Source organism: Cognatishimia activa, assembly GCF_017798205.1.
Classification (GTDB): domain Bacteria; phylum Pseudomonadota; class Alphaproteobacteria; order Rhodobacterales; family Rhodobacteraceae; genus Cognatishimia; species Cognatishimia activa_A.
Genome location: NZ_CP060010.1, coordinates 2,198,355 through 2,223,300, shown reverse-complemented (window position 1 = coordinate 2,223,300; position 24,946 = coordinate 2,198,355). Strand labels below are relative to the sequence as shown.

Sequence of the window (24,946 nt, the reverse complement as noted above, 5' to 3'; positions counted from 1 at the left end):
ATGCATTTCACGCTTGCGTCCTTCAACGTCAAAAACCTGATCGGAGCAGATCAGGAGTATTATCGCTTCCAGTCCTACACCCCCGAGGAACATGCGTGGAAAGTCGATTGGATGGCGGATCAGATCCTGTCGATGGATGCCGATATCATCGGATTTCAAGAGATCTTTGAAGAAGACGCGCTGCGCCAAGTGATTGAGGAAACCAATGAACGGGGCGCGGCCCTGAATGCCGCTGTGATCCCCAGTCGCGACAAACGCTATCACCGCAAAGCGATCTTCAAAAAGCTGGGGTTTGACCCCTATGACACGCGCTACATCGCCTTTGCCAAGAACGTCAACGACACAGGCGAGCCAGGCCATCGCCGCCCTGGCGTCGCGGTCCTCAGCCGGTTTGGGTTTGTCGGGGATCCTGAGGTCATTCAGGACCTACCTGAAACACTCGACATTCCCATGCAGGATCTGACCGGAGGCGACGGCGGCTCGATCCGGATCACTCGTCTCTCCCGCCCGATCCTCAAGGTGCGCGTGCCCGTGGGCGATCACGTGGTGACGCTTTTCAATTGCCACCTGAAATCCAAACTCGGCGAATTCCCCCGCCCCGATCACGGAGGCCCTGCCCCCGAGGCAGATCTCACCCAATACGATCCAATTGGCCGTGCCCTTGGATCCCTACGCGCCGCAGTGCGCCGCATGGCAGAGGCTTGGGTTCTGCGCCGCGAGATCGTCAAGGAACTGGAGGCGGGCAACCCCGTCGCCGTCACGGGCGATTTCAACGATGGCGAAAACGCGGTCAGTTCGGAAATCATCTCGGGCGAGACACCATTCAAAAACTACGCTTGGATGCTGCGCCACGACGCCGAAACGCCGCGCGATCGCTACAGCGAGGCTGAGGACAAACAGATCCGCGCGGCTTTGCTGAAAATGCAGCTCGTCTCTGCCGAGAACCTATTCCTGCGCAAAAGCCTGCGCGATGTGGTCTATACGACCGCGTTTGGCGGCGTGCATGAAAGTATCGACCAGATTTACCTGTCGCGTCATTTCAATCCTGACAATCCCGACCGGATCGGCGATATGGAGTACTTTAGTGTCTTTAACGACCATCTCACCGACGGCAGCCACCCGGAAGCGCCCTATAACAAACTGGCCTCTGATCACGGGCAGATCATGGCCCATATGCGATTGAAATGAATGAAGATCGACCTCGGCACCCACAGCCTTAACGTGATCGACGAAGGCCCACGCAATGGCGCACCTTTGGTGCTGTTGCACGCGCTCGGAACCGGCGCACATCTATGGGAGGATATGATCGAGCACCTGCCTCCGGGCCTCAGGATCATACGCCCAGATATGCGCGGCCATCGCGACAGCACGGCACCTGAGGGTATCTATAAGATGGGCAGTCTGGTGCGTGACGTGGAACGGGTTCTGGATCACCTGAAGGTCCGCGATGCGGTCGTTGTCGGCCTGTCGATTGGCGGCATGGTGGCGCAGGGATTGGCTGTGAAGCGGCTGGATATCATCCGAGGCCTCGTGCTGGCGAATACCTCGGCGCGGGTAGGGATTGCCAGCCAGTGGGACAAGCAAATCGAAGAGGTGCGCGCCAAGGGCACCGGCGGCATGACAAGCCGCACGATTGAAGCCTGGTTCACCAAAGACTGGCATCTGAACGGCAAGACCGAGCCTTGGCGCAAAAGCCTCGCGGCCCTGCCGGATGAGGTGGTGATCGGCTATATGGAAGCGGTAAAAACCACGGATTTTTACACACCCACCAGCGGTCTGCGCCTGCCGACTTTGGGGCTCGCCAGCTTTGACGACAAGATCATCCCGCCGGACATGACCCGAGAGATCGTAGAGCTCATCCCGGGTTCAAAAGTGGAAATCATTCGCAAATCCGGGCACCTTTCGCCCGTGGATCAGCCAATTTCTTTTGCCATGCCCTTGGTGCAATTCCTCAAAGATATCGGCCACATAGCCCAAGACGCGGAAATCTGACCCTACGGCAAACTGTCAAAACTGAACTGATCAGTTTGATTTTGCATTTAAATCCCTTATCTCTGACCCCTAAGAGGGTTTGGGGACCGTTATGTCATCAAGATTGCCGATCATCTTCATCGTTATGACCGTTGTGATTGACGCCATGGGCATCGGTCTGATCATGCCTGTGATGCCCGATCTGATCCAAGAGGTTCAGGGCGTCGGCATCTCGGATGCGGCGATCTGGGGCGGCATATTGGCCGCGTCCTTTGCCGCGATGCAGTTCCTCTTTGGTCCCTTCCTTGGCAACCTGTCTGACCGCTATGGCCGCAGACCCGTCCTGCTGATTTCCCTGACGGTCATGGCGCTTGACTACATCGTCATGGCTCTGGCGGGCAGCATCTGGCTATTGCTGGCGGGCCGGATCGTCGGAGGCATTACCGCCGCGACGCACTCTACCGCCAGCGCCTATATGGCAGACATCTCGACGCCGGATCAAAAGGCGAAGAACTTCGGCCTGATTGGTGCAGGCTTTGGCATTGGCTTTGTCCTCGGCCCAGCGCTTGGCGGTATGCTTGCGGAATTTGGCACCCGCGCGCCGTTCTTTGCGGCCGCCGCCCTCGCCGGCGCGAATGTGATCCTAGGCTATTTCGTCCTAAAAGAAACCGTCACGGATGAGATCCGCCGCCCCTTCCGCTGGAAACGCGCAAACCCGCTTGGGGCGTTTGCCGCCGTCTCCAAGCTCCCAAACCTAGGCGCGCTTCTCTTGGTGTTCTTTTTCTATCAGGTCTCAGCCTATGTGTACCCCGCGATCTGGAGCTACTTCACCGCCGAAGCCTTTGGCTGGAGCGTCAGCATGATCGGGATATCTCTGGCCGTTTTCGGCATTTTCTATGCCGCCAGCCAAGCTCTTTTGGTGCAGCCTTTGATCAATCGCTTCGGCTATCGCGGCACGGTGATTTTCGGTCTCGGCCTCGAAATTTTCGCCATGCTTTTCATCGGCTTGGTACCCAGCGGCATGTTGATCCTCGCCTTCACACCTATCGCCGCGCTCGCCTCTATCGGCCTGCCTGCGTTGCAAGGCATAATGTCGCGCGTCGTCCCTGATGACGCACAAGGGGAATTGCAAGGCGTGCTCACGTCTGTGGCGGCCATCGGCATGGTGATTTCGCCTTTGGTGATGAACCAAACCTTCGCCTTTTTCACGCGAGACTCGGCCCCGATCTACCTGCCCGGTGCGTCCTTCTTGCTGGCAGCACTCCTCATGGGCATCGCGATCGTGATCTTTACGTGGCGTAGTGCATCACAAGCGACACAAAACGCATAAAACTTTGTCGCAATCGGGCGGTCAGCTGATAGCGTTAACTCACCAAGCTGGTGCGAGTTAACAAGGATTTCTGACATGGCCCTAGTCAAAGCTGCTGTCTGCCACGAATTTGGCAAACCCCTCTCTATCGAAGACGTCGAGCTGCGCGCACCGATTTCAGGCGAGGTCGAGGTGACCCTCGCTGCCGTCGCGATTTGCCACTCAGATATCTCTTACGCCGATGGTGCCTGGGGCGGGTCTTTGCCTGCGGTCTATGGCCATGAGGCGGCGGGCGTGATTACCGCGATGGGCGACAATGTAACGGGCCATCAGGTGGGTGACAAAGTGGTCGTGACCCTCATTCGCGCCTGTGGCACCTGCCCTGCCTGTGCGGCCGGAACGCCGACGATCTGTCAAACGGCCTATGACGGTGACAAAGGGCCTCTGACCATGCCCGACGGCAGCAAGTTGCATCAGGCGATGGCCTGTGGAGCTTTTGCAGAGAAGGTCGTGGTCGATCAAAGCCAGATCGCCGAGATCCCCGAGGATATGTCCTCGACCTGCGCGAGCCTCTTGGCTTGCGGCGTCATCACCGGCGTCGGAGCTGTTGTGAACGCAGCGCAATTGCGCGCTGGTCAAGACGTCGTCGTTATTGGTGCAGGCGGTGTGGGCCTGAACGCCATCCAAGGCGCGCGTATCGCAGGTGCTCGTCGGATCGTCGCCGTGGATATGAGCGAAGAGAAGCTTGAAATCGCAAAGGAATTTGGCGCAACCCACGGTGTGCTCGCTACGGAAGATAAGCCATGGCGCGCCGCCAAAGAGGCCCTCGGAGGACGTGGGGCCGATGCGGTTCTGGTCACTGTGGGTGCCGCCCCTGCCTATGACGCCGCGCCGAATTACCTCGCCTATGGCGGCAAGATGATCATGGTGGGTATGCCCCATACGGGCGCGGTTTCTACATATGAGGCCGCGAACTTCGCCGCTGTCGGCCAGAGCATGATCGGCTCTAAAATGGGCGACGTGGTGGTGCCGCGCGACATCCCTTGGATGGCAGACCTCTATGAGCAAGGCCGCTTGAAACTGGATGAGTTGGTCTCTGGCACATGGACGCTGGATAAAATCAACGAAGCCATTGCCGACACAAAAACCGGCACTGCCAAGCGCAACGTCATCGTGTTCTAAGGCGCGCTTGCGCCCGCGAAGACTTCGTCGCAAGCTCACATCCAAAGGAGAGCCCCATGCGTCTGATCGATCTGGATGTCATCGTCACAAGCCCCCCAGCGCCGGGTTGGGGTGGCCGTTACTGGATTTTGGTCAAACTGCGCACCGACACCGGGCTGGTCGGTTGGGGTGAATGCTATGCGGCCTCTGTGGGGCCCGAGGCCATGACCCACGTAATCCGCGATGTCTTTGAGCGGCATATGCAGGGCGAGAACCCCGAAGACATCGAATTGATGTTCCGCAAGGTCTATTCCTCAGGCTTCACGCAGCGGCCGGACCTGACCGTGATGGGCGCGTTTTCCGGGTTAGAGATCGCCTGCTGGGATATTCTGGGCAAGGATCGCGGTCGTCCCGTCTATGCTCTGCTGGGTGGTAAAATGAATGAACGGCTGCGGGCCTATACCTATCTTTATCCCCTTCCCGAGCATGACATAAACGCCTTTTGGACCTCGCCCGCTATGCATGCCGAAGCGGCGGCTGATCTGCTGGCCCAAGGCTACACCGCGATGAAATTTGACCCGGCTGGTCCATACACAATGCGCGGCGGCCACATGCCTGCGATGCGCGACATCACCATGTCCGAGGCCATGTGTCAGGCGATCCGCGGCGCGGTGGGCGATGAGGCGGACCTATTGTTCGGAACCCACGGGCAATTCACCACCGCGGGCGCGATCCGCCTTGGGCAGGCCTTGGAGAAATACAGCCCGCTCTGGTATGAAGAGCCAATTCCGCCAGACAATGCGCGCGAAATGGCCAAAGTCGCGCAAGCTGTGCGCATTCCGACAGCCACCGGCGAGCGCCTCACTACCAAAGCCGAATTCGCAGACGTCCTGCGCCTGGGAGCCGCAACAATCCTGCAACCCGCGCTGGGGCGCGTCGGCGGCATATGGGAGGCAAAAAAGATCGCAGCCCTCGCCGAAGTTCACAACGCGCAGATGGCACCGCATCTTTATGCAGGCCCAGTGGAATGGGCCGCGAATATCCATTTCGGCATTTCGATCCCGAACATCCTGATGGTCGAAACCATCGAAACACCTTTCCACAAGGACCTCATCAAAGGCGGCATTCGCGTCGAAGACGGCTTTGTCCACGCGCCAACCGAACCCGGCCTTGGCATCGAAGTCGACGAAGACCTTGCCCGCGCGCATCCTTTCACCGGCCACGATCTACATCTGAACATGCAGGACGATCCTTGCGACTATGTGAATGGCAACTCTTTTGCCGGTGGCGCGCCACCTCTTGAATAAGTGACTTCGCAAATTGGCGGTTTCTATGCTAGGCTGGGTCAATTGTTTTAGGATTTAGCTGTGAATATCCAAAACTCCGCCGACTCTATGACGTCTTTTGAAGAAAGCGCAGCCGCTGCGGCGCGCTTCCTGAAAAGCTTTGCGCATGAAGGTCGATTGAAAATCCTTTGCCATCTCTCGACAGGCGAAAAATCCGTCAGCGAGTTGGAAATTCTATTGGATGCGCGTCAGGCTGCGGTCAGTCAGATGCTTGCACGCTTGCGCGAAGAAGAGATGGTTGAGACCCGCCGCAACGGAAAGACCGTTTATTACTCTGTCGCAGACCAGACTGTCGCCCAGATTATCGGTGTTCTCTATGAACGGTTTTGCGCCACGGACTCAACGCGTGAAGATCCCTCAAAAGAGTAAGAGCACATCGAGCTTCGAGCTCGCTTGATGTTGATCTTGCCTTGAGCGCCGCAGCGCCCTAGCGTTCCTTAAATTCTCGCTTCGCCTCAATCTTCAAAGGTCTTACGCGCAGGTATGACGCTTCCATCGGCATTCAACGACTGGTTTGCCAGCCGAGGCTGGGCGGCCCATCCACATCAGTTGCAGATGCTGGCCAAAGGCGATGTGCCCGCCCTTTTGCTGATTGCTCCGACGGGCTGTGGCAAGACTCTGGCGGGGTTCCTGCCCACTTTGGTCGATTTGGCAGATGGGACGCATGAGGGTCTGCATACGCTCTATGTTTCTCCGCTCAAGGCGCTTGCGAGCGACATTCAACGCAATCTCAACACGCCGATTTCAGAGATCGGGCTGCCCATTCGGATCGAAGAGCGCACGGGTGACACCTCTGGTATGCGCAAGAAACGCCAGCGGGCTGATCCGCCTCATATTCTGCTGACCACGCCGGAAAGCCTTGCTCTCCTGACCAGTTACGAGGATGCGCCCCATATTTTCCGTGGCCTCAAGCGGGTCGTCGTGGATGAAATCCACGCTTTGGCGGAAAGCAAACGGGGCGACCAATTGATGCTGGCACTGGCGCGCTTGCAGGCACTGTGCCCCGATATGAAACGTGTTGGCCTTTCGGCGACCGTGGATCGACCAGACGACATCGCAAAGCTCTTGGCCAAAAACCCGGACCCTTGCGAGATCTTAACCGCAGATCCAGGCCCTGCACCTGATATCTCGATGCTACAGACCGACGAGGCCCCACCCTGGTCCGGCGGCGGCGCGGCCTATGCGATCCCAGCAGTTCTGGAAGAGGTCAAGAAACACAAGACCACGCTGATCTTTCACAACACCCGCGCGCAGGCCGAAATTTTCTTTCACAACCTCTGGCTCGCAAATGACGAAGCGCTGCCCATTGGCATACACCATGGCAGCTTGGACCGAGAGCAACGCCTAAAGGTCGAAGCCGCGATGGTGCGCGGCGAGCTGCGGGCAATTGTTTGCACGGGCAGTCTGGATCTGGGCATCGACTGGGGCGATGTGGACTTGGTCATTCAGGTCGGCGCGCCCAAGAACGTTAAACGACTGGTGCAACGCATCGGGCGGGCCAATCACCGCTATAATGCGCCGTCAAAAGCCATACTGGTGCCGGCGAACCGATTTGAGGTCATTGAATGCGTCGCAGCGCTTCAAGCGGTGCAGGAAAACGATCTGGATGGGGAAACACGCGGGGCTGGGCCTCGGGACGTCTTGTGCCAACATATCATGCTGCGCGCGGCGGCGGGGTCGTTTGATCCGGACGAACTCTTCGCCGAAATGACCTCGGCTGGGGCCTTCGCTGATCTGTCCCGAGCTGATTTCGACCTTTGTCTGACGTTCTGTGCAACCGGTGGCTATGCGCTGCGGGCGTATGATCAGTGGCAACGGTTAAAACAGGCACCGGACGGGACATGGCATCTGCGCGATCCACGTTCGGCGGCCAAGATCCGCATGAATGCGGGCACTATTCAGGACAGCGACCTGTTGAAAGTGCGCATGGGCCGGTCCCGCGGCGGCAAGCCGCTGGGCGAGATCGAAGAAGCCTTTGCCGCGTCACTCACCGCCGGCGACACCTTTCTGATCGGCGGGCAGATCGTGCGCTATGAGGGCCTGCGCGAGATGACCGTCGAAGTCTCGCGCAATCGCGGGCGCAAACCCAAAGTGGCTGTATTCTCGGGGTCGAAATTCTCGACCTCAACCCAATTGTCCCAACGTATTTTGCGATTGTTTGACAAAGGGGATTGGCCCGAACTGCCCCAACACACTAGCGACTGGTTGCATCTACAAACCAAGATGTCGAGACTGCCACAACCCGGGCGTCTTTTGGTTGAAAGCTTTCCGAATGACGATCGCCAGAACCTGTGTGTTTATGGGTTTGCAGGCCGAAACGCGCAGCAAACTTTGGGACTTTTGCTGACGAAGAGGATGGAAGACTTGGGGCTCGCTCCAATGGGCTTTGTCGCCACCGATTACGCCACCTTGATCTGGGGTTTAGATCACGTAAGCGATCCTCGCCCACTGCTGGACCCAAAGGAGCTGCGCGACGGCTTGGACGGCTGGCTTGCTGAAAACGCACTCATGAAACGCACCTTCCGAGGTGTTGCGACCATCGCGGGCCTGATTGACCGCAACCTGCCCGGCAAGCGCAAGACCGGCCGGCAAGCAACGTTTTCCAGCGATATCCTCTATGACACTTTGCTGAAGTATGACCCTGATCACGTCTTGATGCAGATCACCCGAGAAGAGGCGATGCGCGGCCTCGTAGATTTCGCGCGCATCGAAGAAATGCTCGCGCGGATCGACGGGCGTATCGATCACGTCGTGCTGGATCGTGTGACGCCTCTGGCAGCGCCCCTGTTTTTAGAGGTCGGCAAGGTCTCAGTATCAGGGTCTGCCGAAGAACGGCTTTTGGCGGAAGAAGAGGCCAGGTTGATGGACACCTCTGGCCTTGCAAAAATTAACTGATCCCTGCTTGCCAGTGCCCCCGATTTAGGTCACCTATGCCATATGAACGGCGTGGACTTTTCTTTGGCAGGCGCACAGTTGACGGCCCTTGGGTCGGGCGCGCTTTGGTGGCAGGAAAAACGCCTGCTTTGTGTTTCCGACCTTCATCTTGGGAAATCAGAACGGCTCGCGCGCCTGTCTGGGCAGGTTCTGCCGCCCTATGACACGCAGGACACGCTGATCCGGCTGGAACATGATCTGCAACAGACGCAGGCCGCGATTGTGGTCTGTCTGGGCGACAGTTTTGACGATCTAGAGGTGCTGGACGAGCTGCCTGAGGCCGAGACCAACTGGATCCATCGCCTGCAGGCAGGCCGCCGTTGGATCTGGATCGAAGGCAACCATGATCCGGGACCCGTGCAATTGCCGGGCAGCCATTTGGCCGAATTGCCTTTGCCGCCGCTTACGTTCCGCCATATCCCGCAGCAGGGGAAAAGTGGCGAAATTTCAGGGCACTATCATCCCAAAGTTCGTGTGCAGACCCGCCTTAGGTCGATTTCCAGACCCGCGTTCCTGTTTGATTCCGACCGGATCATCATGCCGTCATATGGCACCTATACCGGCGGATTGCGCAGCTCTGATGACGCACTGAAAAGCCTGATGCGCCCTGAGGCGCAAGCCATCGTCACCGGCCAAACCCCTCGGATCGTTCCCTTGCCAAAGTGACGCGACGCTCTCGTTGTGACCTCTGATCAGATCGGCATGCTCTAAGGGAATACGAACGGCAGGTGTCCTATGTCCCTGGATCCCATTGTTGATGAAAAAATCCGCGCAGCCTTTTATGCACAGGCCTTTATGAAGACAATTGGCGCTGAAATTCATGGGGTCGAATTGGGCCGTGCCGAAATCACCGCACCGCTAGGCGAAGCGTTTTTGCAGCACAATGGCGTTGGCCATGCGGGCCTGACCTTTGCGCTTGGGGACACAGCAGCGGGCTTTGCGGCCGCCACAACCATGACGCTGGACGGCAATGTTTTGACCACTGAAATGAAGATCAACCTGCTTGCCCCTGCCGCTGGAGAGCGGCTGCGTGCAGTCGGACGCGTGATCAAACCCGGCAAGCGGCTGATTGTCACGCAGGCCGATGTCTACGGCGAGAGCCACGGCAAAGCGCCGATCCACGTCGCGATTTTAATGGGAACGATGGTGGCGGCCCATCCAAAGACCTAGGCCGCCTGCGCGGATCCTTTAAAAGGATCCGACGTCTTTTTCTTTCAAAGAAAAAGTTTAAGCGGTGAGCCCTTCGGGTTCCGCGAGCCCGTGTGCACGACAGCAAGCCGTCACAGTATTGGCCAAGAGACAGGCGATGGTCATCGGCCCAACACCGCCCGGCACTGGGGTGATCGCCCCTGCCCGCTCGGCACAAGACGCGTAATCCACGTCGCCCACAAGTTTGTTCTTACCATCACGCTCGATGCGGTTGATGCCCACATCAATCACGGTCGCGCCTTCCTTGATCCAGTCCCCAGGCACCATCTCAGGGCGGCCCACAGCGGCCACAACGATATCCGCACGACGCACAACATCCGGCAAGTCTTTGGTGCGGCTATGTGCGATTGTCACGGTGCAACTATCGCCCAGCAAAAGCTGCGCCATTGGCTTGCCCACAATGTTGGAGCGCCCGATGACAACCGCATCCATACCAGACAGAGAACCATGGTGATCGCGCAGCATCATCAAGCAGCCAAGCGGTGTGCAAGGCACCATGGATTTCTGACCCGTGCCAAGAAGGCCCACGTTAGAAATATGGAACCCATCCACATCTTTCGCCGGATCAATAGAGTTGATGATCAGATCTTCGTTCAGATGCCCCGGCAGCGGAAGCTGCACCAGAATGCCATGCACATTCGGGTCATTGTTCAGCTGGTTCACAACGGCCAGCAGATCCTCTTCAGAGGTGTCCGCGTCCAGCTTGTGTTCATAGGAATTCATGCCCGCCTCAACGGTCTGCTTTCCCTTAGAGCGCACATAAACCTGGCTCGCAGGGTCTTCCCCAACAAGAACCACGGCCAAACCCGGCGTGATGCCGTTTTCTTCTTTCAGCCGCGCCACATGGCCTGCCACTTTTTCACGCACGGTTGCGGCAAAGGCTTTGCCGTCGATAATCTGAGCTGCCATCTTGTCAGTCCCCCACAGTCTAAGAGGCTAGGCCTCTGCGTTCTCTTTGATCACCTGCGCCTCGCGCGCGATGGACCAATCTATCAGGCGTCGCCACAAATCCTCGGTTAGCTGGGGGTCTAGCCCCACAGATGCCGAGGTTGCTTTGACCTTGCTGACCACCTCTTCCACACGTTCGGGAATGCGGGCGGGCCAGCCGTTAATCTGTTTGAGCTCGATTGCGCGGTCGATCATCCCCGCACGCGCCACCAAAAGCTCGACCAAGTGACGATCCAGACCATCTATGGCCTCCCGCAATTCCTGCATGTTTTGACAGTCTTGAGGGGATTTCAGTGTCGTCATTTGGATACTCCTGCGGCCACCCTTTATGTGGCCGCAGAGAGCGCATTTTTCAACTTAGAACAAGCCCTCGATTTCACCATCTGCATTGAGGCAAATCGTCTCGGCCGCTGGCTTGCGTGGCAGGCCAGGCATGGTCATGATCTCACCGCAGACAACCACGATGAAACCGGCACCGGCAGAGAGGCGCACCTCACGTACTGGCACAGAGTGACCGACTGGTGCACCACGAAGGTTCGGGTCGGTCGAGAAGCTGTACTGTGTCTTAGCCATACAGACAGGCAGGTTGCCATAGCCGGCCTCTTCCCATTCGCGCAGCTGGTTGCGGATTTTCTGATCTGCCAGAACTTCGTCCGCACGGTAGATGCGTTTCGCGATGGTCTCGATTTTCTCAAACAGAGGCATCTCGTCGCGATAGAGCGGTGCGAATTGGCTGACGCCTGAGTCTGCGATTTCCGCAACGCGGGTCGCCAGTTCTTTGGTGCCTTCAGAGCCATGCGCCCAGTGCTGACACAGGATCGCTTCAGAGCCTTGGCCCTCAACGTATTCCTTGACGGCCGCAACTTCGGCGTCGGTGTCGGTGACAAAGTGGTTGATCGCAACGACCACAGGCACGCCAAAGGATTTAACGTTGCCGATGTGACGGCCAAGGTTCGCACAACCGTCTTGAACCGCCTGCACGTTCTCTTCGCCCAGATCCGCTTTCGCCACCCCGCCGTTCATCTTCATCGCGCGCACAGTCGCCACGAGCACCACACAATCGGGTGCAAGCCCTGCTTTGCGGCATTTGATGTTCATGAATTTCTCGGCGCCAAGGTCCGCACCAAAGCCAGCTTCGGTCACGACGTAGTCCGCCACTTTCAACGCGGTCTTGGTCGCGATGACAGAGTTACAGCCGTGCGCGATATTCGCGAATGGGCCGCCGTGGACAAAGGCCGGGTTGTTTTCCAGCGTCTGCACGAGGTTTGGCTGCATCGCGTCTTTCAGCAGCACGGTCATCGCGCCGGATGCTTTGATGTCGCGGCAATACACAGGCGTCTTGTCGCGGCGATAGGCCACGATGATGTCGCCCAGACGTTTCTCCAGATCCGCGAGGTCGGTCGCGAGGCAAAGGATCGCCATAACCTCAGAGGCCACTGTGATGTCAAAGCCGGTTTCGCGCGGGAAGCCGTTGGATACGCCACCCAAAGACGCCGTGATCTGACGCAGCGCACGGTCGTTCATATCGACCACACGACGCCATGCAACGCGGCGGGTGTCGATTTCCTGCTCGTTACCCCAATAGATGTGGTTGTCGATCATCGCCGACAGAAGCGAGTGCGCAGAAGTAATCGCGTGGAAGTCACCGGTGAAGTGGAGGTTCATTTCCTCCATTGGCACAACCTGCGCGTAACCGCCGCCAGCAGCGCCGCCCTTCATGCCGAAGTTCGGGCCCAAGGACGCCTCGCGGATACAGATCATCGCGTTCTTGCCGATCGCGTTCAGACCATCGCCCAGACCCACGGTGGTGGTGGTTTTACCTTCGCCCGCAGGGGTCGGGTTGATCGCGGTGACGAGGATCAGCTTGCCATCCTCTTTGCCCTGAACCGAGTTGATGAACTCTTGGCTAACCTTGGCTTTGTCATGGCCATAGGGCAGCAGGTCATTTGGTTCCATACCAAGCTTGGCGCCGATCTCCATGATCGGTTTCTTGTTGGCTTCGCGTGCGATTTCGATGTCTGATTTATATCCCATGGCGGTCTTTCCAGTCGCTAAAGGTGGTGTTTGACTCGATTAATAGCGACAGAATGCCTCGGCACACGGAGCAATTCCGACACAAACAAGCATTCTTGCGTCTTGCGCGACAGATGGGGTTTCGTTTGGGAAACGGAAATCTCGTTTCGCGTCCTATGCCAAACAAGCGGTCTGGATCACCATGCTTTCGAAAACAAAAAACCGGCACTCATGCGAGCACCGGTTTATTTGTTTTGCGTGTCGAGCGCGTTAGGCGGTCGGCTCAGGCTCCATCCCGCCATCCGGCTTGTTGCGCGGTTTGGTTTTCGGGATCGCCGTCACAGATGGCTTATCCTCGGCACTAGGCGCAGAGCCTTCGTCATCATCAGACGCTTGCGGAGGCTCGCCGTTCATGACGCGCTGGATTTCTTCGCCCGTCAGGGTTTCGTATTCCAACAGGCCTTGCGCCAGACGTTCCCACTCATCCTTGTATTTGGTCAGAATTTCGTAGGCACGATCATAGCCGCCTTGGATAAAGGCGCGGACCTCTTCTTCAATCAGCTCTTTGGTGTTGGCCGAGACCGAGAAACCACCGGTATTGCCGGAATAGCCCTCATGCGCCTCGGCATAGTCGATGTTGCCGACCTTATCGGACATCCCCCAACGCAGCACCATCGCGCGTGCCAGTTGGCTGGCTTGCATGATATCGCCTGCTGGGCCGTTGGACACATTGTCCTCACCGTATTTGATGATCTCAGCAGCTTTACCAGCCATGGTCATGGCCAGCTTCTGCTTACATTCCTCTTTGTGGTAGTTCAGACGGTCCATTTCAGGCAGGGACACGACCATGCCCAAAGCGCCACCGCGCGGAATGATTGTCGCCTTATAGACGGGATCACATTCCGGCAATTTTAGGCCCACCACAGCGTGGCCTGCTTCGTGATAAGCGGTCTTTTCTTTCTGATCCTGAGTCAGAACCATCGAGCGACGTTCGGCCCCCATCATCACCTTGTCTTTGGCGGATTCAAAATCCTCCATCGTGACAAAACGACGACCGACACGGGCAGCCATCAGCGCGGCCTCATTCACAAGGTTCGCGAGATCCGCACCAGAGAAACCCGGCGTACCGCGCGCAATGATGCGCAGGTCGACGTCTGGGCCCAGAGGCGTCTTACGCGCGTGAACGCCAAGGATCTTCTCACGGCCTTTGATGTCAGGATTGCCGACAGTCACGTTACGGTCAAAACGGCCCGGACGCAGCAGCGCTGGGTCCAGCACGTCTTTCCGGTTGGTCGCGGCCAGAATGATCACGCCCTCGTTGGCTTCAAAACCGTCCATCTCGACAAGCAGCTGGTTGAGCGTCTGTTCACGCTCGTCATTGCCGCCGCCATAGCCTGCGCCACGATGGCGACCCACGGCGTCGATTTCGTCGATGAACACGATACAAGGCGCGTTTTTCTTGGCTTGCTCGAACATGTCACGGACACGGGAGGCACCCACACCCACGAACATCTCAACAAAGTCAGAACCAGAGATGGTGAAGAACGGCACACCCGCCTCACCCGCAATCGCGCGCGCCAGTAGGGTTTTACCTGTACCCGGAGGGCCTACGAGCAACGCGCCCTTAGGGATCTTACCGCCAAGACGGCTGAATTTCTGAGGGTTGCGGAGGAACTCAACGATCTCTTCGAGCTCTTCTTTCGCTTCATCGATGCCAGCGACATCATCAAAGGTCACGCGGCCATGCTTTTCGGTCAGCATCTTGGCTTTGGATTTGCCAAAGCCCATCGCGCCGCCTTTGCCACCACCCTGCATGCGGTTCATGAAATAGATCCACACACCGATCAACAGCAGGAAGGGCAGCAGGCTTAGGATGAATGCCTGAAAGCCAGATTGCTCTTGCGCCTCGGCTTTTACCGGCACGTCCTGGGCCAGCAAAAGCTCGGTCACGCGGGCGTCTTCGGGCGCGATGGTGACATAGTCCGTGCCGTCTGCCGTGCGATACACAACCTTTTCGCCATCCAAGGTGACGCTGGTGACAGTGCCCTCCTCAACAGAGGCGACAAAGTCGGAATAGCCAATTTCACGGCTTTGCAGGGTGCTGCTGTTGCCGCTTAGCAGATTGAAAAGCGCGAGGATCAGCAGGAAGAGCACAACCCAGAAAGCGATATTACGTGCGTTGCCCAAGGCAATTCTCCTAAAATTCGGTTGGAGCCGTGTCTATCACAGCCTCCATGGGTGATAAATAGACATCACGCCGCAAGGTTCAATGCGAATAGGCGGATCCTAGCATAAACTTGTGAAAATCGGGTTCACGTAGGTTTAATGACCACCCCTCGCCATAGTTTGCCAAGGGCACCGCGATCAAATCTTCGCCTTTCCACACGGCGGGCGACGCCATCAAGGATTGTCGCGTCGCGCCTGATGCGCGCCAATCTTCCAAACCGGCAAGGCTCGGTTCGCCCAAAGCGGTGACTTTGAGGCCCACAGTCCAAGGCCCCTTAAGGTGCCAACGATCCCAGTTTGGAGCAAATTCCACCAGCTCGCGCACGGCATTGAATTCGCGCAGAATGCGGGCCGATTTTGCGGTCAGCTGAATGATGCAGCCGTTGCAAGAGAAATTCCGACCCTCGGAAATGGCATGATCCAGCTCGCTCAACGTGCCTCGGCGCAGAGGGTAAGGCGTTGGAGACACCCAGCCCAGGGCGTCATTCAAAAGACGGCGGCGCAATTCATAGGGCGCTGCCTTAAAGCTCTCCAGATCCAGAACAAGATCGCCCTTGTCCTGACGTGCCACCCGAGCCGCAAAATCCGCAGCGCGATCTTTCATCACGTCGCGCACTTGGCTCATGTTTTCGGCAACTGCAGCGAGGTTTTCAGACGAGATACCGACGTCCCTTAAAACCTCAAGCGCGCGACGGATGCGGACGCGGTCGAAATCTTCGTTGTCGTTAGAGGGATCATCAACCCACTCAACACCACGCCGTTTTAGATAGTCGCGCAGCTCGGAACGTTCGATGTCCAGCATTGGACGCAGGAATTGCACGTCGTGGCGCGTGAAACGCTCGGCCATTTTCGCCAGACCGTCGACACCGCTTTCGCGACCCAGGCGCATCACAAAGGTCTCGGCCACGTCGTCCTGTGTGTGGCCAATGCAGACCGCAGCCAGTTTGCGACGCTCGGCCCACTCCGCGATCAAACGATACCGGCCTTGCCGCGCCGCGTCCTGCAAGTTGCCTTCGCCGCCCCACCCCGTCCAGCGCGCGGTCGCGTGGGGAATGCCGAGTTTGACACAGATTTTGCGGGTGTAATCCGCCTCGGCAGTCGCTTCGGCGCGCAGCCCGTGATCGACGGTCATGGCTTCGATCTGTTGCCCCGTGGTCTCTGCTATTTCCTGCAATGCCAGCAAGAGCGCAAGGGAATCCCCGCCGCCCGACACAGCCACGCCAATCGCGCCTTCAGCAGGCACTCGACTGGCGATTTTCGTTAAAATCGTCTTGCTGTCGCGCATCAGCTACATTGAAGCCTTTGCATTTCAGCCTGCGCATCCCCGACGAAACTGTCGCCCGGATGACGCACACCGACCTCGTTGAGGGTCACGCAGGCCTCGCGGGTTTGACCCAGCTTGCCAAGGGCCGTTCCCAAACGGAACAAGGCTTCGGGCGCTGTGTAGTTATTGGGATGGCCGGAATAGCTTTCCAGATAGGCCCGCGCCGCATCTGCGGTTGCGCCGGACCCTTCCAAAGCCTCGCCCTGACGCAGGAAGGCTTCAGCCGAAAGCGGGCTACCGGGATAGGTTTCGTTAAAGGCGCGGAATTGATCAGCGGCGGCCAGGAAATCCCCGGAATCCAGCGCATCATAAGCGCGCTGGAAATCCGCTTCTTCGCCCACGGCCAATTCGGTTGGGACTCCATCGCCAGACCCTGTGTCCTCAAGCTGATCGATTGTGCCAGCCACATCCCCGCCCAGCGTAGTGGTTTCGCCCAATTGGCTGACGTCGCCGCCTTCAAGTTCGACAAGGCGGAATTCAAGATCGCCAATCCGGTTGGTCCCGTCTTTGACGATCCGCTCGATACGGAATTCCAGCTGTTCCGTTTTGCCGGTCAAACGCTGCAGTTCCAGCTCAATCGCGTCAATGCGCGACAGAACGGACACCTCGTTCTCGGACCCACGCGGGGCCAAAGTCGTCGACAACTCCCGCTTTAGCCGCTGCACATCCACAAACAGGATCGAGAGCTGCTGACGAATATCCGCCAAGGTTTCCTCTTGCTGGGCCGAGACCGTCGCAGGAGCGAAAGAGCATAGCACAAAGGCTGCGACTGCAATGAAACGCATGGCGAAATTCCTTAACTTAGCTGCTGAGACCGCCCGAAATGACCGTCACTGCGCGGCGATTCTGTTCATAGCAAGCCTCTGCCGAACAGATCTCAATCGGGCGCTCTTTGCCGTAGCTGACGGTGCGCAGACGCACGCCGGCGACACCTTTGGACAAGAGATATTCGCGGACCGCATTGGCACGGCGCGCGCCCAGCGCGAGGTTGTATTCGCGCGTGCCTTGCTCGTCGGCATGGCCTTCAATGATGGCGACATAATCGGAATTCACGGCAAGCCAGCCCGCTTGGGCATCAAGGATCGCGCGGCCTTCGTCCGTCAGCACGGCCTGATCCACCGGGAACAACACGCGGTCGCCAATGGCTTGCTGGAAATAGCTGGGGCTTGTCGGGTCACCGAATTCGGTATCGTCCGCAGGGCGATTGCCGCCAAACAGGCCTCCACCGCCGAACTGGCCAGCGTCCGTACAGGCGCTCAGCGCCAAGCTCGCCACCAAAGCGGCTGTCAATTTCATGCTGCTCATCTTTACCCCTCGCTTCTTTTCTCTCTCAGACCGGATCTAAGGATTTGCTGCAAGCTTATCATAGTCCGGCATTCCTGAATATCTTTACTGTTGCAGCGGCGACCAGCTTGGGTCGGACCCCCCACCCTGCGTGCGCACAGGCTTGAGGTTGCGCCCCGAGACATCCACCGAATAAAGCGACGCCGAGCCATTCGCGCCCTGTGTTTCGCGGGTGAACATGATCACACGCCCATTCGGGGACCAGGTCGGGCCTTCATCCAGAAAACTCGCGGTCAGAAGACGTTCTTCCGAGCCATCCACCCGCATGACGCCGATGTGGAAACGGCCCTTGTTCTGTTTGGTAAAGGCCACGAGGTCGCCGCGCGGGCTCCAGACCGGCGTACCATAGCGTCCTTGCCCAAAGCTGATCCGCTGCGCCTGCCCGCCATTTGCGGACATGATATAAAGCTGCTGACTGCCGGACCGGTCACTTTCAAAGACAATCCGCTTGCCGTCGGGGCTAAACGACGGAGCCGTTTCAATTGACGGCGCATTGGTCAGGCGTTTGCGAGACCCGCTGTTGATGTCCATCAGATAGATATCGGTGTTGCCGCCCTCGGTAATCGAGAAGACGACGCTGTTGCCATCCGGCGAGAAACGAGGCGCGAAGCTCATGGTGCCCGGTTGATCCTCAAGCACGCGACGGGTCGCAGAGCCCACATCCAAGACAAACACACGCGGGAAGCCGGTTTCGTAAGAGGTATAAAGCACGCGGTCACCACTGGGCGAAAAGCGCGGTGCCAGAACGATGGAGCTGCTGTCGGTTAGGAACTGCAGGTTCGCGCCGTCATAATCCATGATCGCAAGGCGCTTGAGGCGCTCGTTTTTGGGGCCAGTCTCGCTGACGTAAACGACGCGGCTGTCAAAATAGCCGCTTTCACCCGTGATCCGGCTATAAACCGCATCGGCCACCTTATGCGCAATGCGCCGCCAACCCTCGCGCGTGCCGCGGAAGCGCAGGCCGTTGCCAAGCTCTTGGCCCGAGAAGACGTCATAAACCCGAAACTTCACCGACATCTCGCCCGTGTTGTTCATGCTGACGGCACCGGAAATCAGCGCCTGTGCGTTGATCGCCTTCCAGTCGGAATATTGCACCGGAGAAGAGAAGTTTGTGATCGTGCTGATAAAAGCGTTTTCCGGGATCTCGCGGAAAAGGCCGGTGCCGTTCAGATCCGCCGCAACGACCCGCGCGATATTGGTCGCGAGCTCTTCCATGCCGCTGGTTTCGGCGACAAAATTCGGCACCGCGAAGGGTAAGGGTTCAATCACACCATCGGTGATTTCGATCCGGAGAGGACCGTTCTGGGCCTGCGCCAGCGGGGCCACGCTCACGAAAAGAGCCAAAGCGCACAGCAATGATTTAAGGAAAGTCTTCATCTACGTCTCATTTTCTCCGGATTGAACGTCATTTCTATATCACGCCAATGGTCATATTTCTCAATCGGCAGATTAAATCCACCACGCTGACAGCGCAAAACCGCCCGCCGTGCGGCTTCAAAAGCTGCATTTTGGGCACGGGTGTCGCCGCCGGTTGCTGACAGCAGTCTTAACGTACCACCTACCACACGACCATCACGATCCAGTGACATGCCCAAGACCACGACCACATTTGCGGCCTGACTGCCCACATCCACGTTCCAACATTGCTGAACCGAGACCCTGAGGGATTCTTTTTCAGCGAAGGACAGCGGCGGGCCGCTAGGGCGCGCGGGTGTATCGGCCTGCTCTTGTGCCTCAGCCAAAGCCGCGGCGACGCTGTCGTTGGTTGTGTCAGGTGCAGGCGTTGGTACGGCGGGCGTCACGGTGCGCGGTCTGATGCGCGGTCGCACCGAGGTCGTCGGTGCGGCGGCCACATCCTGAGGCTCGGTGGGGATTTCCGTGGCGGCCTCTTCGCGTGCGGTCGCCTCGGGGGCCTCCTCGGTCGCGGCCGCGTCCTCACTCGGAGCACTTGGGGCTTGGTCGATCTCGGCGATTTGCAGATCGGGGTCCGGGGCGTCGACTGGCGTTGGCGCTACGCGACGCACGGGCCGCGCAATGGGGCGCACGGCTTGTTCTGGCGCGGCACTTGGCGGCTCGATGCTTGGCAGCTCTGGCGCCACTGGCGTGTCGGGAATGACCGGCGACGGAGGCGCAGGTGTCGCGACCTCTGGTACAGGGTCTGGTTCGGTCGGCGTGGGCTCTGGCACAGGCACGGTTTCGATCTGGGGATCTTGTGTTGGGGTCAGAGTGGGGGCTGCTTCAGTGACGTCGGGCGCAACGGGCGTTTGCACGGCGGTTTCAGGCGACGGTACGTTTTCGGGCGCAAAGAGCGCATCGAACTCCTCAAAGGAAATCATCTCAACGCCGGTGATTTCAAAGGGCTCGGGCGCCGAGCGAAACACGCCCCCAAATAGCACCCAGCCGATCAGCAGAACATGCGCACTGCCCGACACATAATGCCCCAGATGGAGCGGGAGCGCCTCAGCCGTTCTCGCCATCTGTTCCCGCACCATCCAGACCCGGGCCTCCGATGTCGGTTACCAGGCCAATGTCGCTAAAGCCTCCGGCATTGAGCGCGCCCATGACTTGCACGACGACCTCATAGGGAATTGCGCCATCTGCACGCAGATAGACGCGATCTGAATCCCTTTCGGCAGCGATGGCGCGCAATTTAGGGATCAAATCCGCCATTGGGGTTTCGGTCGTCTGGATCAGAACGGTGCCTTCTGCCGTGACGGAAATGGTCAAAGGCTCTTCTTGCTCCCCCGGCAATGGATTTGCTGCTGTCTTTGGCAGTTCAATCGGCACGCCGACCGTCAACAAGGGCGCCGCTACCATAAAGATGATCAACAGGACCAGCATCACATCCACAAAAGGCGTGACGTTGATCTCTGCCATCGGCTGGTTGCGGGTACGCCGAGACCGCCGCCCCCTGCCCTCTTTTTTGATGACACCTGCACCCATGGATCAGCTGTCCAATTGACGGCTCAGGATCGTGGCGAATTCATCCATAAAGGCCTCATAGCCCGCGATGATGCGATCACTGTCTGCCGAGAGTTTGTTGTAGAAAATCACCGCCGGGATCGCGGCCAAAAGGCCAAGCCCTGTTGCCAAAAGCGCTTCGGCAATCCCCGGAGCCACGACGGCGAGGTTGGTGTTCTGTTGTTCCGCGATCTCGATAAAGGCGTTCATGATGCCCCAGACGGTGCCAAAGAGGCCCACGAAGGGCGCCGTCGAGCCAATCGTCGCAAGGATCGGCAGACCCTTTTGCAATTCTTCCGCTTCTTTCGCGACGGCCACATCCATCGACCGATCAATCCGACTGGTGGCATTGGCAATCAATCCGCCGTCCTGACGATGACTGCGATGCCATTCCAGCATCCCCGCGGCAAAGATCCGCGCCGAGCGGCCGTCAGGATCGGGACCCATCTCTTCGTACAGAGCATCAAGCGGCTCACCAGACCAAAACGCCCGATCAAACTGCGCAGCCTCGCGGCGTGCAACACGGTAGGACATGAGTTTTTGAATGATCACAGACCACGACCAGAACGATGCGATGATCAACACCACCATCACCAGTTTCACAGTCAGCGTGGCGCGCGCGAATAGGCCCCACATCGAGAAATCTACGGCTGCTTCCATAAGTCTGCTCTTTATCGTCTGTTCTTTTACGGTGGGCTCTTTGGACCCATTTTGCGCAGAATCTACAGAAGATGAACGGGGAAAGCCACGACTTCCGCCTCAAATCGGTAAAATTGCCGATATCAATGCAGCATTAGGCGGAGATTTGCTGGCAAACGGGCTGCCTGGCCGTTTTCGCCCACGCAAACGATGGTCACGATGGCCTGAAACAGCAGCTCATTGCCGCGTTTGACGATCTGTTCCATGACCAATCGAGCGCCGGTGACCTGGATCGCGCGCGTCTCGACCAAGAGTTCGTCGTCAAACTTCGCAGGCATCAGATAGTCGGCTTCAACCTTGCGCACGGCAAAGACCACGCCGTCCTCGTCTTTCATGGCGTTCTGATCGACGCCCTTCTGGCGGACCCAATCGCTGCGGGCCCGTTCGATGAATTTCAGATAGTTCGCGTAATAGACAATCCCCGCCATATCGGTGTCTTCGTAGTAAACGCGAATTGGAAACTCATGCATGAAACCGCTCTCCCTTGGATAGGCGGTAAAAAAGCCATGGCGGCTTTGCAAGGAATTTCTGGTTAACCCTGGTTAACGATGGGCGCTTGCAGGCGCGCGAACAGCCGCAAAGCGTGGCTGCTGTCGTCGGCAAAGCTGGGCATCATGCGGTCATACGCGGCGGCGATGACACCCGCGATCTCAGGCCGCAGCACGGCGCTTTTCTGACCCGGCAACAGGGCGAGCGGCGATTTCGTCGCAAAAGCCTTATCACCCCACATCAGCATGATTTGGACGGCTTGGCTGAGGGCAAGATCTTCGGCGGGCTGTTTGGCGGCGGCACCGGCGATGCGGATAAACACAAAAGCCGCTTGGATCGCATTTTGGTCGTCAAAGCGGAAGGTACGGTAATGCGCGGCGTCAGCTTTGTTCAGACGCACCACCAGGGGTGCGAGGTCTGGGATCATGCGGTCGAGATCGGGCACATCCAGCAGCTCTACCCAATCACGGAAGAAAAAGAACATGAGGTTTGAGCCAAGCTCGGGATCCGTTTCGGCCATCTGGTGGCCTGCCAAAGTCACCACGGCCTCGACCGCGCCTTTTACCGTCTGCAACGTCGCATCATCCACGCCGAAAACAATCGGCGCAATCGGACGGCCCCAGCGCGCGAAGGCATAAGTGCCATCTTGGCGTGTGAACAGCGTTTCGATCTCAGCAGGATCAGCAAAAAGGCTCATCAGAGGCCTCCGGGCGTTTATTCGAACAGATCATCCTGCGCACGAGGTTCTGGTGCCGACAGGCCAAGATGCGTCCAGGCCTTCTGCGCCAACATGCGCCCGCGGGGGGTACGTTGAATAAGACCCTGTTGCAAGAGGAAGGGTTCGATGACTTCTTCAATCGCATCCCGACTTTCGCTGAGCGCCGCCGAGATGGTTTCCACGCCGACAGGCCCACCCGCGTAATTTTCCGCGATGAAGGTCAGATAGCGGCGGTCGGCTCCATCAAGACCCAAATTATCTACCCCTAACCGATTGAGCGCGCCATCAGCCAGATCCTGCGTGATCCGCCCATCGCCCTCCACCAGCGCAAAGTCCACCACGCGGCGCAAGAGCCGTCCTGCGATCCTTGGCGTGCCCCGCGCGCGCCGCGCGATCTCGCGAGAGCCTTTGTCGTCGGCAGGGGCTGCCAGTTTGCGGGCGTTGCGGGACACGATCTCGTTGAGTTCGTCCTCGGTATAGAACTGCAGCCGCGTTGGAATGCCGAAACGATCCCTGAGTGGCGTGGTCAGCAAGCCAAGCCGCGTTGTCGCACCGACTAGCGTGAAGGGTTGGAGTTCAATGCGCACGGTGCGCGCCGCTGGGCCTTCGCCGATCACGAGGTCTAGCTCAAAGTCCTCCATCGCGGGATAGAGCACTTCTTCGACTGCGGGGTTCAGACGATGGATCTCGTCAATGAAGAGCACGTCGCGGGCTTCAAGGTTGGTTAGGATCGCGGCCAAATCGCCTGCCTTGGCCAAGACAGGCCCCGAGGTCATGCGAAAATTCACGCCCAATTCGCGCGCCATGATTTGCGCGAGCGTGGTTTTACCTAGACCGGGAGGTCCGTGAAAAAGCGTATGGTCCATCGCCTCGCCACGACGACGCGCGGATTCGATAAAGATCCGCAGGTTTGCACGGGCTTCGGCTTGTCCGATGAATTCATCCAAACCTTGCGGGCGCAAGGCACGGTCTGCATCCTCAGGGCGCGCTTCGGGGCGCAGGGTTGGGTCTGGTTCACTCATCCCCTAGCCTTTCGGAGCCAGCAGCTTCAAAGCTGCCTTAATCAAAGCTGGCGTATCCGCCTCTGGCATTTCTCCAGACACCTGCGCCACGGCACCCGCCGCATCGCCCGGCGTGTAGCCAAGATTGCCCAAAGCAGACAGAGCCTCGGCCTGCGCGGCCGCATTGCCCTCAGCCGCCTTTGGTGCAGGTTTCGCGACCGCCGGTGAAGCAGTGGGTGCCTCAATCACGTCATCCGAAACCGGCGCCCCTGCAGTCCCAGACAGGCTGCCGCCCAGGGCCATAACCGCTGGTGCTTTGTCTTTGAGCTCATGCACCACGCGTTGCGCTGTTTTCGGTCCGATCCCTTTGGCGGATTTGATCGCTGTCACGTCGCCCAAAGCAATCGCACGACCGACCCCTTCAGGCCCCAAGGTTCCAAGGATCGCCAAAGAAGCCTTGGCACCGATCCCTTGCACGGAAATCAGCAACCGATGCCATTCCTTTTCCAGTAGCGACGTGAACCCAAAGAGCTGCAACACGTCCTCGCGCACCAAGAGTTCTGTATAAAGCGCCACCGCCTCTCCGGCAGGCGGCAATTCCGCCATCGTGCGCTCGGAGCAATAGACGATATAGCCCACGCCCCGCACATCGATCAGCGCGTGATCCAGCGCCTTATAGTCGACGCGCCCCGCAATCTTGCCAATCATGCCGAGGCCCGCCGCAGTGCCTGATCCAACCCGCGCGATGCACCCGCATAGTGAGCGTGGCAAATCGCGATGGCCAAGGCATCCGATGCATCCGCCCCAGCGATCTGAACTCCGGGCAATTGCAGTTTGACCATATGTTCCACCTGATGCTTTTCCGCATGCCCCACGCCAACCACGGTTTTCTTCACCTTGTTGGGGGCATATTCGCCGATCTCTATACCGGCTTGTGCGGGCACCAACAACGCGATCCCGCGCGCCTGACCCAGTTTCAACGTCGCAACCGCATCTTTGTTCACAAAGGTCTGTTCAATAGCCGCATGATCCGGCTGATAGCGATGGATCACATCTGTCAATTGTTGGTGCAGATCATGCAGACGCAGCGCCAGATCATCGCTGCCTTTTGAATGGCAAATACCGTTGGCCACATGGCTGAGACGGCTGCCGACTGAGTCGATAATCCCCCATCCCATGTTGCGCAAACCGGGGTCGATTCCCAAAATTCGCATGATGTTTTCCTGTGCCTGCTCTGATCGCTCACGGATCGTTACAAAAACACTAGCACAAAACAAGAACACGCGCCAAGCG

Annotated in this window: 25 protein-coding genes; 9 read left to right on the top strand and 16 right to left on the bottom strand. The window is 58.3% G+C overall.

Annotated elements, in window-relative coordinates; genetic code table 11:
- From HZ995_RS10865 to HZ995_RS10825, 9 genes are all read left to right on the top strand, one after another.
- Entirely contained in the window at nucleotides 1-1,188 is a 1,188-nt protein-coding gene (locus tag HZ995_RS10865) for an endonuclease/exonuclease/phosphatase family protein (protein WP_209355677.1), read from the top strand.
- Nucleotides 1,189-1,992 carry an alpha/beta fold hydrolase gene (locus tag HZ995_RS10860; RefSeq protein WP_209355676.1) on the top strand — a complete coding sequence of 268 codons (804 nt, stop codon included), beginning with the start codon at nucleotides 1,189-1,191 and terminating at the stop codon, nucleotides 1,990-1,992.
- Between the two features lie 91 nt (nucleotides 1,993-2,083).
- Nucleotides 2,084-3,301, top strand: a complete 1,218-nt coding sequence (locus tag HZ995_RS10855; protein ID WP_209355675.1) for a TCR/Tet family MFS transporter — start codon at nucleotides 2,084-2,086, stop codon at nucleotides 3,299-3,301.
- A gap of 75 nt (nucleotides 3,302-3,376) precedes the next feature.
- Nucleotides 3,377-4,462, top strand: a complete 1,086-nt coding sequence (locus tag HZ995_RS10850) for a Zn-dependent alcohol dehydrogenase (protein WP_209355674.1) — start codon at nucleotides 3,377-3,379, stop codon at nucleotides 4,460-4,462.
- Nucleotides 4,463-4,518: 56 nt separating this feature from the next.
- Entirely contained in the window at nucleotides 4,519-5,748 is a 1,230-nt protein-coding gene (locus HZ995_RS10845) for a mandelate racemase/muconate lactonizing enzyme family protein (protein ID WP_209355673.1), read from the top strand.
- Between the two features lie 87 nt (nucleotides 5,749-5,835).
- Nucleotides 5,836-6,156, top strand: coding sequence for an ArsR/SmtB family transcription factor (locus HZ995_RS10840; protein ID WP_209358243.1), 321 nt, complete (start codon nucleotides 5,836-5,838; stop codon nucleotides 6,154-6,156).
- Nucleotides 6,157-6,270: 114 nt separating this feature from the next.
- A complete protein-coding gene (locus tag HZ995_RS10835; protein WP_209355672.1) occupies nucleotides 6,271-8,682 on the top strand; it encodes a ligase-associated DNA damage response DEXH box helicase in 2,412 nt (803 codons plus the stop codon).
- A 42-nt stretch (nucleotides 8,683-8,724) separates the two neighbouring features.
- The gene (gene pdeM / locus HZ995_RS10830) at nucleotides 8,725-9,387 is read left to right on the top strand and encodes a ligase-associated DNA damage response endonuclease PdeM (RefSeq protein WP_209355671.1); all 663 of its coding nucleotides are present in this window, start codon (nucleotides 8,725-8,727) and stop codon (nucleotides 9,385-9,387) included.
- Between the two features lie 69 nt (nucleotides 9,388-9,456).
- The gene (locus tag HZ995_RS10825; RefSeq protein ID WP_209355670.1) at nucleotides 9,457-9,891 is read left to right on the top strand and encodes a PaaI family thioesterase; all 435 of its coding nucleotides are present in this window, start codon (nucleotides 9,457-9,459) and stop codon (nucleotides 9,889-9,891) included.
- 57 nt (nucleotides 9,892-9,948) lie between these two features.
- On the opposite strand, the gene folD is transcribed toward HZ995_RS10825, so the two are convergent.
- From folD to ruvC, 16 genes are all read right to left on the bottom strand, one after another.
- Complete coding sequence (gene folD / locus HZ995_RS10820) at nucleotides 9,949-10,839, bottom strand: bifunctional methylenetetrahydrofolate dehydrogenase/methenyltetrahydrofolate cyclohydrolase FolD (RefSeq protein ID WP_209355669.1); 891 nt, start codon at nucleotides 10,837-10,839, stop codon at nucleotides 9,949-9,951.
- A gap of 27 nt (nucleotides 10,840-10,866) precedes the next feature.
- Entirely contained in the window at nucleotides 10,867-11,181 is a 315-nt protein-coding gene (locus HZ995_RS10815) for a chorismate mutase (RefSeq protein ID WP_209355668.1), read from the bottom strand.
- 54 nt (nucleotides 11,182-11,235) lie between these two features.
- Nucleotides 11,236-12,912, bottom strand: coding sequence for a formate--tetrahydrofolate ligase (locus tag HZ995_RS10810; RefSeq protein ID WP_209355667.1), 1,677 nt, complete (start codon nucleotides 12,910-12,912; stop codon nucleotides 11,236-11,238).
- A gap of 249 nt (nucleotides 12,913-13,161) precedes the next feature.
- Nucleotides 13,162-15,078 (bottom strand): ATP-dependent zinc metalloprotease FtsH, encoded by a 1,917-nt coding sequence (ftsH, locus tag HZ995_RS10805; RefSeq protein ID WP_209355666.1) that lies wholly within the window; start codon nucleotides 15,076-15,078, stop codon nucleotides 13,162-13,164.
- Nucleotides 15,079-15,157: 79 nt separating this feature from the next.
- Nucleotides 15,158-16,402: a tRNA lysidine(34) synthetase TilS gene (gene tilS, locus HZ995_RS10800; protein ID WP_209355665.1), complete on the bottom strand. Its 1,245-nt coding sequence runs from the start codon at nucleotides 16,400-16,402 to the stop codon at nucleotides 15,158-15,160.
- Nucleotides 16,402-17,226, bottom strand: a complete 825-nt coding sequence (gene ybgF, locus HZ995_RS10795; protein ID WP_209355664.1) for a tol-pal system protein YbgF — start codon at nucleotides 17,224-17,226, stop codon at nucleotides 16,402-16,404. The genes tilS and ybgF overlap by 1 nt, the downstream gene beginning before the upstream one ends.
- 16 nt (nucleotides 17,227-17,242) lie before the next feature.
- Nucleotides 17,243-17,746 (bottom strand): peptidoglycan-associated lipoprotein Pal, encoded by a 504-nt coding sequence (gene pal / locus HZ995_RS10790; protein ID WP_432417969.1) that lies wholly within the window; start codon nucleotides 17,744-17,746, stop codon nucleotides 17,243-17,245.
- Between the two features lie 84 nt (nucleotides 17,747-17,830).
- Nucleotides 17,831-19,162 (bottom strand): Tol-Pal system beta propeller repeat protein TolB, encoded by a 1,332-nt coding sequence (gene tolB / locus HZ995_RS10785; protein ID WP_209355662.1) that lies wholly within the window; start codon nucleotides 19,160-19,162, stop codon nucleotides 17,831-17,833.
- Nucleotides 19,159-20,262, bottom strand: a complete 1,104-nt coding sequence (locus tag HZ995_RS10780; RefSeq protein ID WP_209355661.1) for an energy transducer TonB — start codon at nucleotides 20,260-20,262, stop codon at nucleotides 19,159-19,161. The genes tolB and HZ995_RS10780 overlap by 4 nt, the downstream gene beginning before the upstream one ends.
- Entirely contained in the window at nucleotides 20,246-20,728 is a 483-nt protein-coding gene (gene tolR, locus HZ995_RS10775; RefSeq protein ID WP_209355660.1) for a protein TolR, read from the bottom strand. The genes HZ995_RS10780 and tolR overlap by 17 nt, the downstream gene beginning before the upstream one ends.
- A 3-nt stretch (nucleotides 20,729-20,731) precedes the next feature.
- On the bottom strand, nucleotides 20,732-21,406 hold the full coding sequence (gene tolQ, locus HZ995_RS10770) for a protein TolQ (protein ID WP_209355659.1): 675 nt from the start codon (nucleotides 21,404-21,406) through the stop codon (nucleotides 20,732-20,734).
- 122 nt (nucleotides 21,407-21,528) lie between these two features.
- Nucleotides 21,529-21,915 carry a tol-pal system-associated acyl-CoA thioesterase gene (ybgC, locus tag HZ995_RS10765; RefSeq protein ID WP_209355658.1) on the bottom strand — a complete coding sequence of 129 codons (387 nt, stop codon included), beginning with the start codon at nucleotides 21,913-21,915 and terminating at the stop codon, nucleotides 21,529-21,531.
- Between the two features lie 62 nt (nucleotides 21,916-21,977).
- Nucleotides 21,978-22,631: a hypothetical protein gene (locus tag HZ995_RS10760; RefSeq protein ID WP_209355657.1), complete on the bottom strand. Its 654-nt coding sequence runs from the start codon at nucleotides 22,629-22,631 to the stop codon at nucleotides 21,978-21,980.
- A gap of 17 nt (nucleotides 22,632-22,648) precedes the next feature.
- A complete protein-coding gene (gene ruvB, locus HZ995_RS10755; protein ID WP_209355656.1) occupies nucleotides 22,649-23,674 on the bottom strand; it encodes a Holliday junction branch migration DNA helicase RuvB in 1,026 nt (341 codons plus the stop codon).
- 3 nt (nucleotides 23,675-23,677) lie between these two features.
- Complete coding sequence (ruvA, locus tag HZ995_RS10750) at nucleotides 23,678-24,361, bottom strand: Holliday junction branch migration protein RuvA (RefSeq protein ID WP_209355655.1); 684 nt, start codon at nucleotides 24,359-24,361, stop codon at nucleotides 23,678-23,680.
- Nucleotides 24,358-24,867, bottom strand: coding sequence for a crossover junction endodeoxyribonuclease RuvC (gene ruvC, locus HZ995_RS10745; RefSeq protein WP_209355654.1), 510 nt, complete (start codon nucleotides 24,865-24,867; stop codon nucleotides 24,358-24,360). Before ruvC ends, ruvA begins: the two co-directional genes overlap by 4 nt.
- Between the last annotated feature and the right edge of the window lie 79 nt (nucleotides 24,868-24,946).

Excerpts from the sequence above, each read along its gene's own strand:
- HZ995_RS10810 (WP_209355667.1), bottom strand. The coding sequence starts at position 12,912 with ATGGGATATAAATCAGACATCGAAATCGCACGCGAAGCCAACAAGAAA.
- HZ995_RS10865 (WP_209355677.1), top strand. The coding sequence starts at position 1 with ATGCATTTCACGCTTGCGTCCTTCAACGTCAAAAACCTGATCGGAGCA.
- HZ995_RS10850 (WP_209355674.1), top strand. The coding sequence starts at position 3,377 with ATGGCCCTAGTCAAAGCTGCTGTCTGCCACGAATTTGGCAAACCCCTC.
- ruvC (WP_209355654.1), bottom strand. The coding sequence starts at position 24,867 with ATGCGAATTTTGGGAATCGACCCCGGTTTGCGCAACATGGGATGGGGG.
- tolQ (WP_209355659.1), bottom strand. The coding sequence starts at position 21,406 with ATGGAAGCAGCCGTAGATTTCTCGATGTGGGGCCTATTCGCGCGCGCC.
- HZ995_RS10855 (WP_209355675.1), top strand. The coding sequence starts at position 2,084 with ATGTCATCAAGATTGCCGATCATCTTCATCGTTATGACCGTTGTGATT.
- HZ995_RS10840 (WP_209358243.1), top strand. The coding sequence starts at position 5,836 with ATGACGTCTTTTGAAGAAAGCGCAGCCGCTGCGGCGCGCTTCCTGAAA.
- ruvA (WP_209355655.1), bottom strand. The coding sequence starts at position 24,361 with ATGATTGGCAAGATTGCGGGGCGCGTCGACTATAAGGCGCTGGATCAC.
- folD (WP_209355669.1), bottom strand. The coding sequence starts at position 10,839 with ATGGCAGCTCAGATTATCGACGGCAAAGCCTTTGCCGCAACCGTGCGT.
- tilS (WP_209355665.1), bottom strand. The coding sequence starts at position 16,402 with ATGCGCGACAGCAAGACGATTTTAACGAAAATCGCCAGTCGAGTGCCT.
- tolB (WP_209355662.1), bottom strand. The coding sequence starts at position 19,162 with ATGAAGACTTTCCTTAAATCATTGCTGTGCGCTTTGGCTCTTTTCGTG.
- pal (WP_432417969.1), bottom strand. The coding sequence starts at position 17,746 with ATGAGCAGCATGAAATTGACAGCCGCTTTGGTGGCGAGCTTGGCGCTG.
- HZ995_RS10860 (WP_209355676.1), top strand. The coding sequence starts at position 1,189 with ATGAAGATCGACCTCGGCACCCACAGCCTTAACGTGATCGACGAAGGC.
- HZ995_RS10825 (WP_209355670.1), top strand. The coding sequence starts at position 9,457 with ATGTCCCTGGATCCCATTGTTGATGAAAAAATCCGCGCAGCCTTTTAT.
- HZ995_RS10780 (WP_209355661.1), bottom strand. The coding sequence starts at position 20,262 with ATGGCGAGAACGGCTGAGGCGCTCCCGCTCCATCTGGGGCATTATGTG.
- ybgC (WP_209355658.1), bottom strand. The coding sequence starts at position 21,915 with ATGCATGAGTTTCCAATTCGCGTTTACTACGAAGACACCGATATGGCG.
- HZ995_RS10835 (WP_209355672.1), top strand. The coding sequence starts at position 6,271 with ATGACGCTTCCATCGGCATTCAACGACTGGTTTGCCAGCCGAGGCTGG.
- HZ995_RS10760 (WP_209355657.1), bottom strand. The coding sequence starts at position 22,631 with ATGAGCCTTTTTGCTGATCCTGCTGAGATCGAAACGCTGTTCACACGC.
- ruvB (WP_209355656.1), bottom strand. The coding sequence starts at position 23,674 with ATGAGTGAACCAGACCCAACCCTGCGCCCCGAAGCGCGCCCTGAGGAT.
- HZ995_RS10815 (WP_209355668.1), bottom strand. The coding sequence starts at position 11,181 with ATGACGACACTGAAATCCCCTCAAGACTGTCAAAACATGCAGGAATTG.
- pdeM (WP_209355671.1), top strand. The coding sequence starts at position 8,725 with ATGAACGGCGTGGACTTTTCTTTGGCAGGCGCACAGTTGACGGCCCTT.
- tolR (WP_209355660.1), bottom strand. The coding sequence starts at position 20,728 with ATGGGTGCAGGTGTCATCAAAAAAGAGGGCAGGGGGCGGCGGTCTCGG.
- ybgF (WP_209355664.1), bottom strand. The coding sequence starts at position 17,226 with ATGCGTTTCATTGCAGTCGCAGCCTTTGTGCTATGCTCTTTCGCTCCT.
- HZ995_RS10845 (WP_209355673.1), top strand. The coding sequence starts at position 4,519 with ATGCGTCTGATCGATCTGGATGTCATCGTCACAAGCCCCCCAGCGCCG.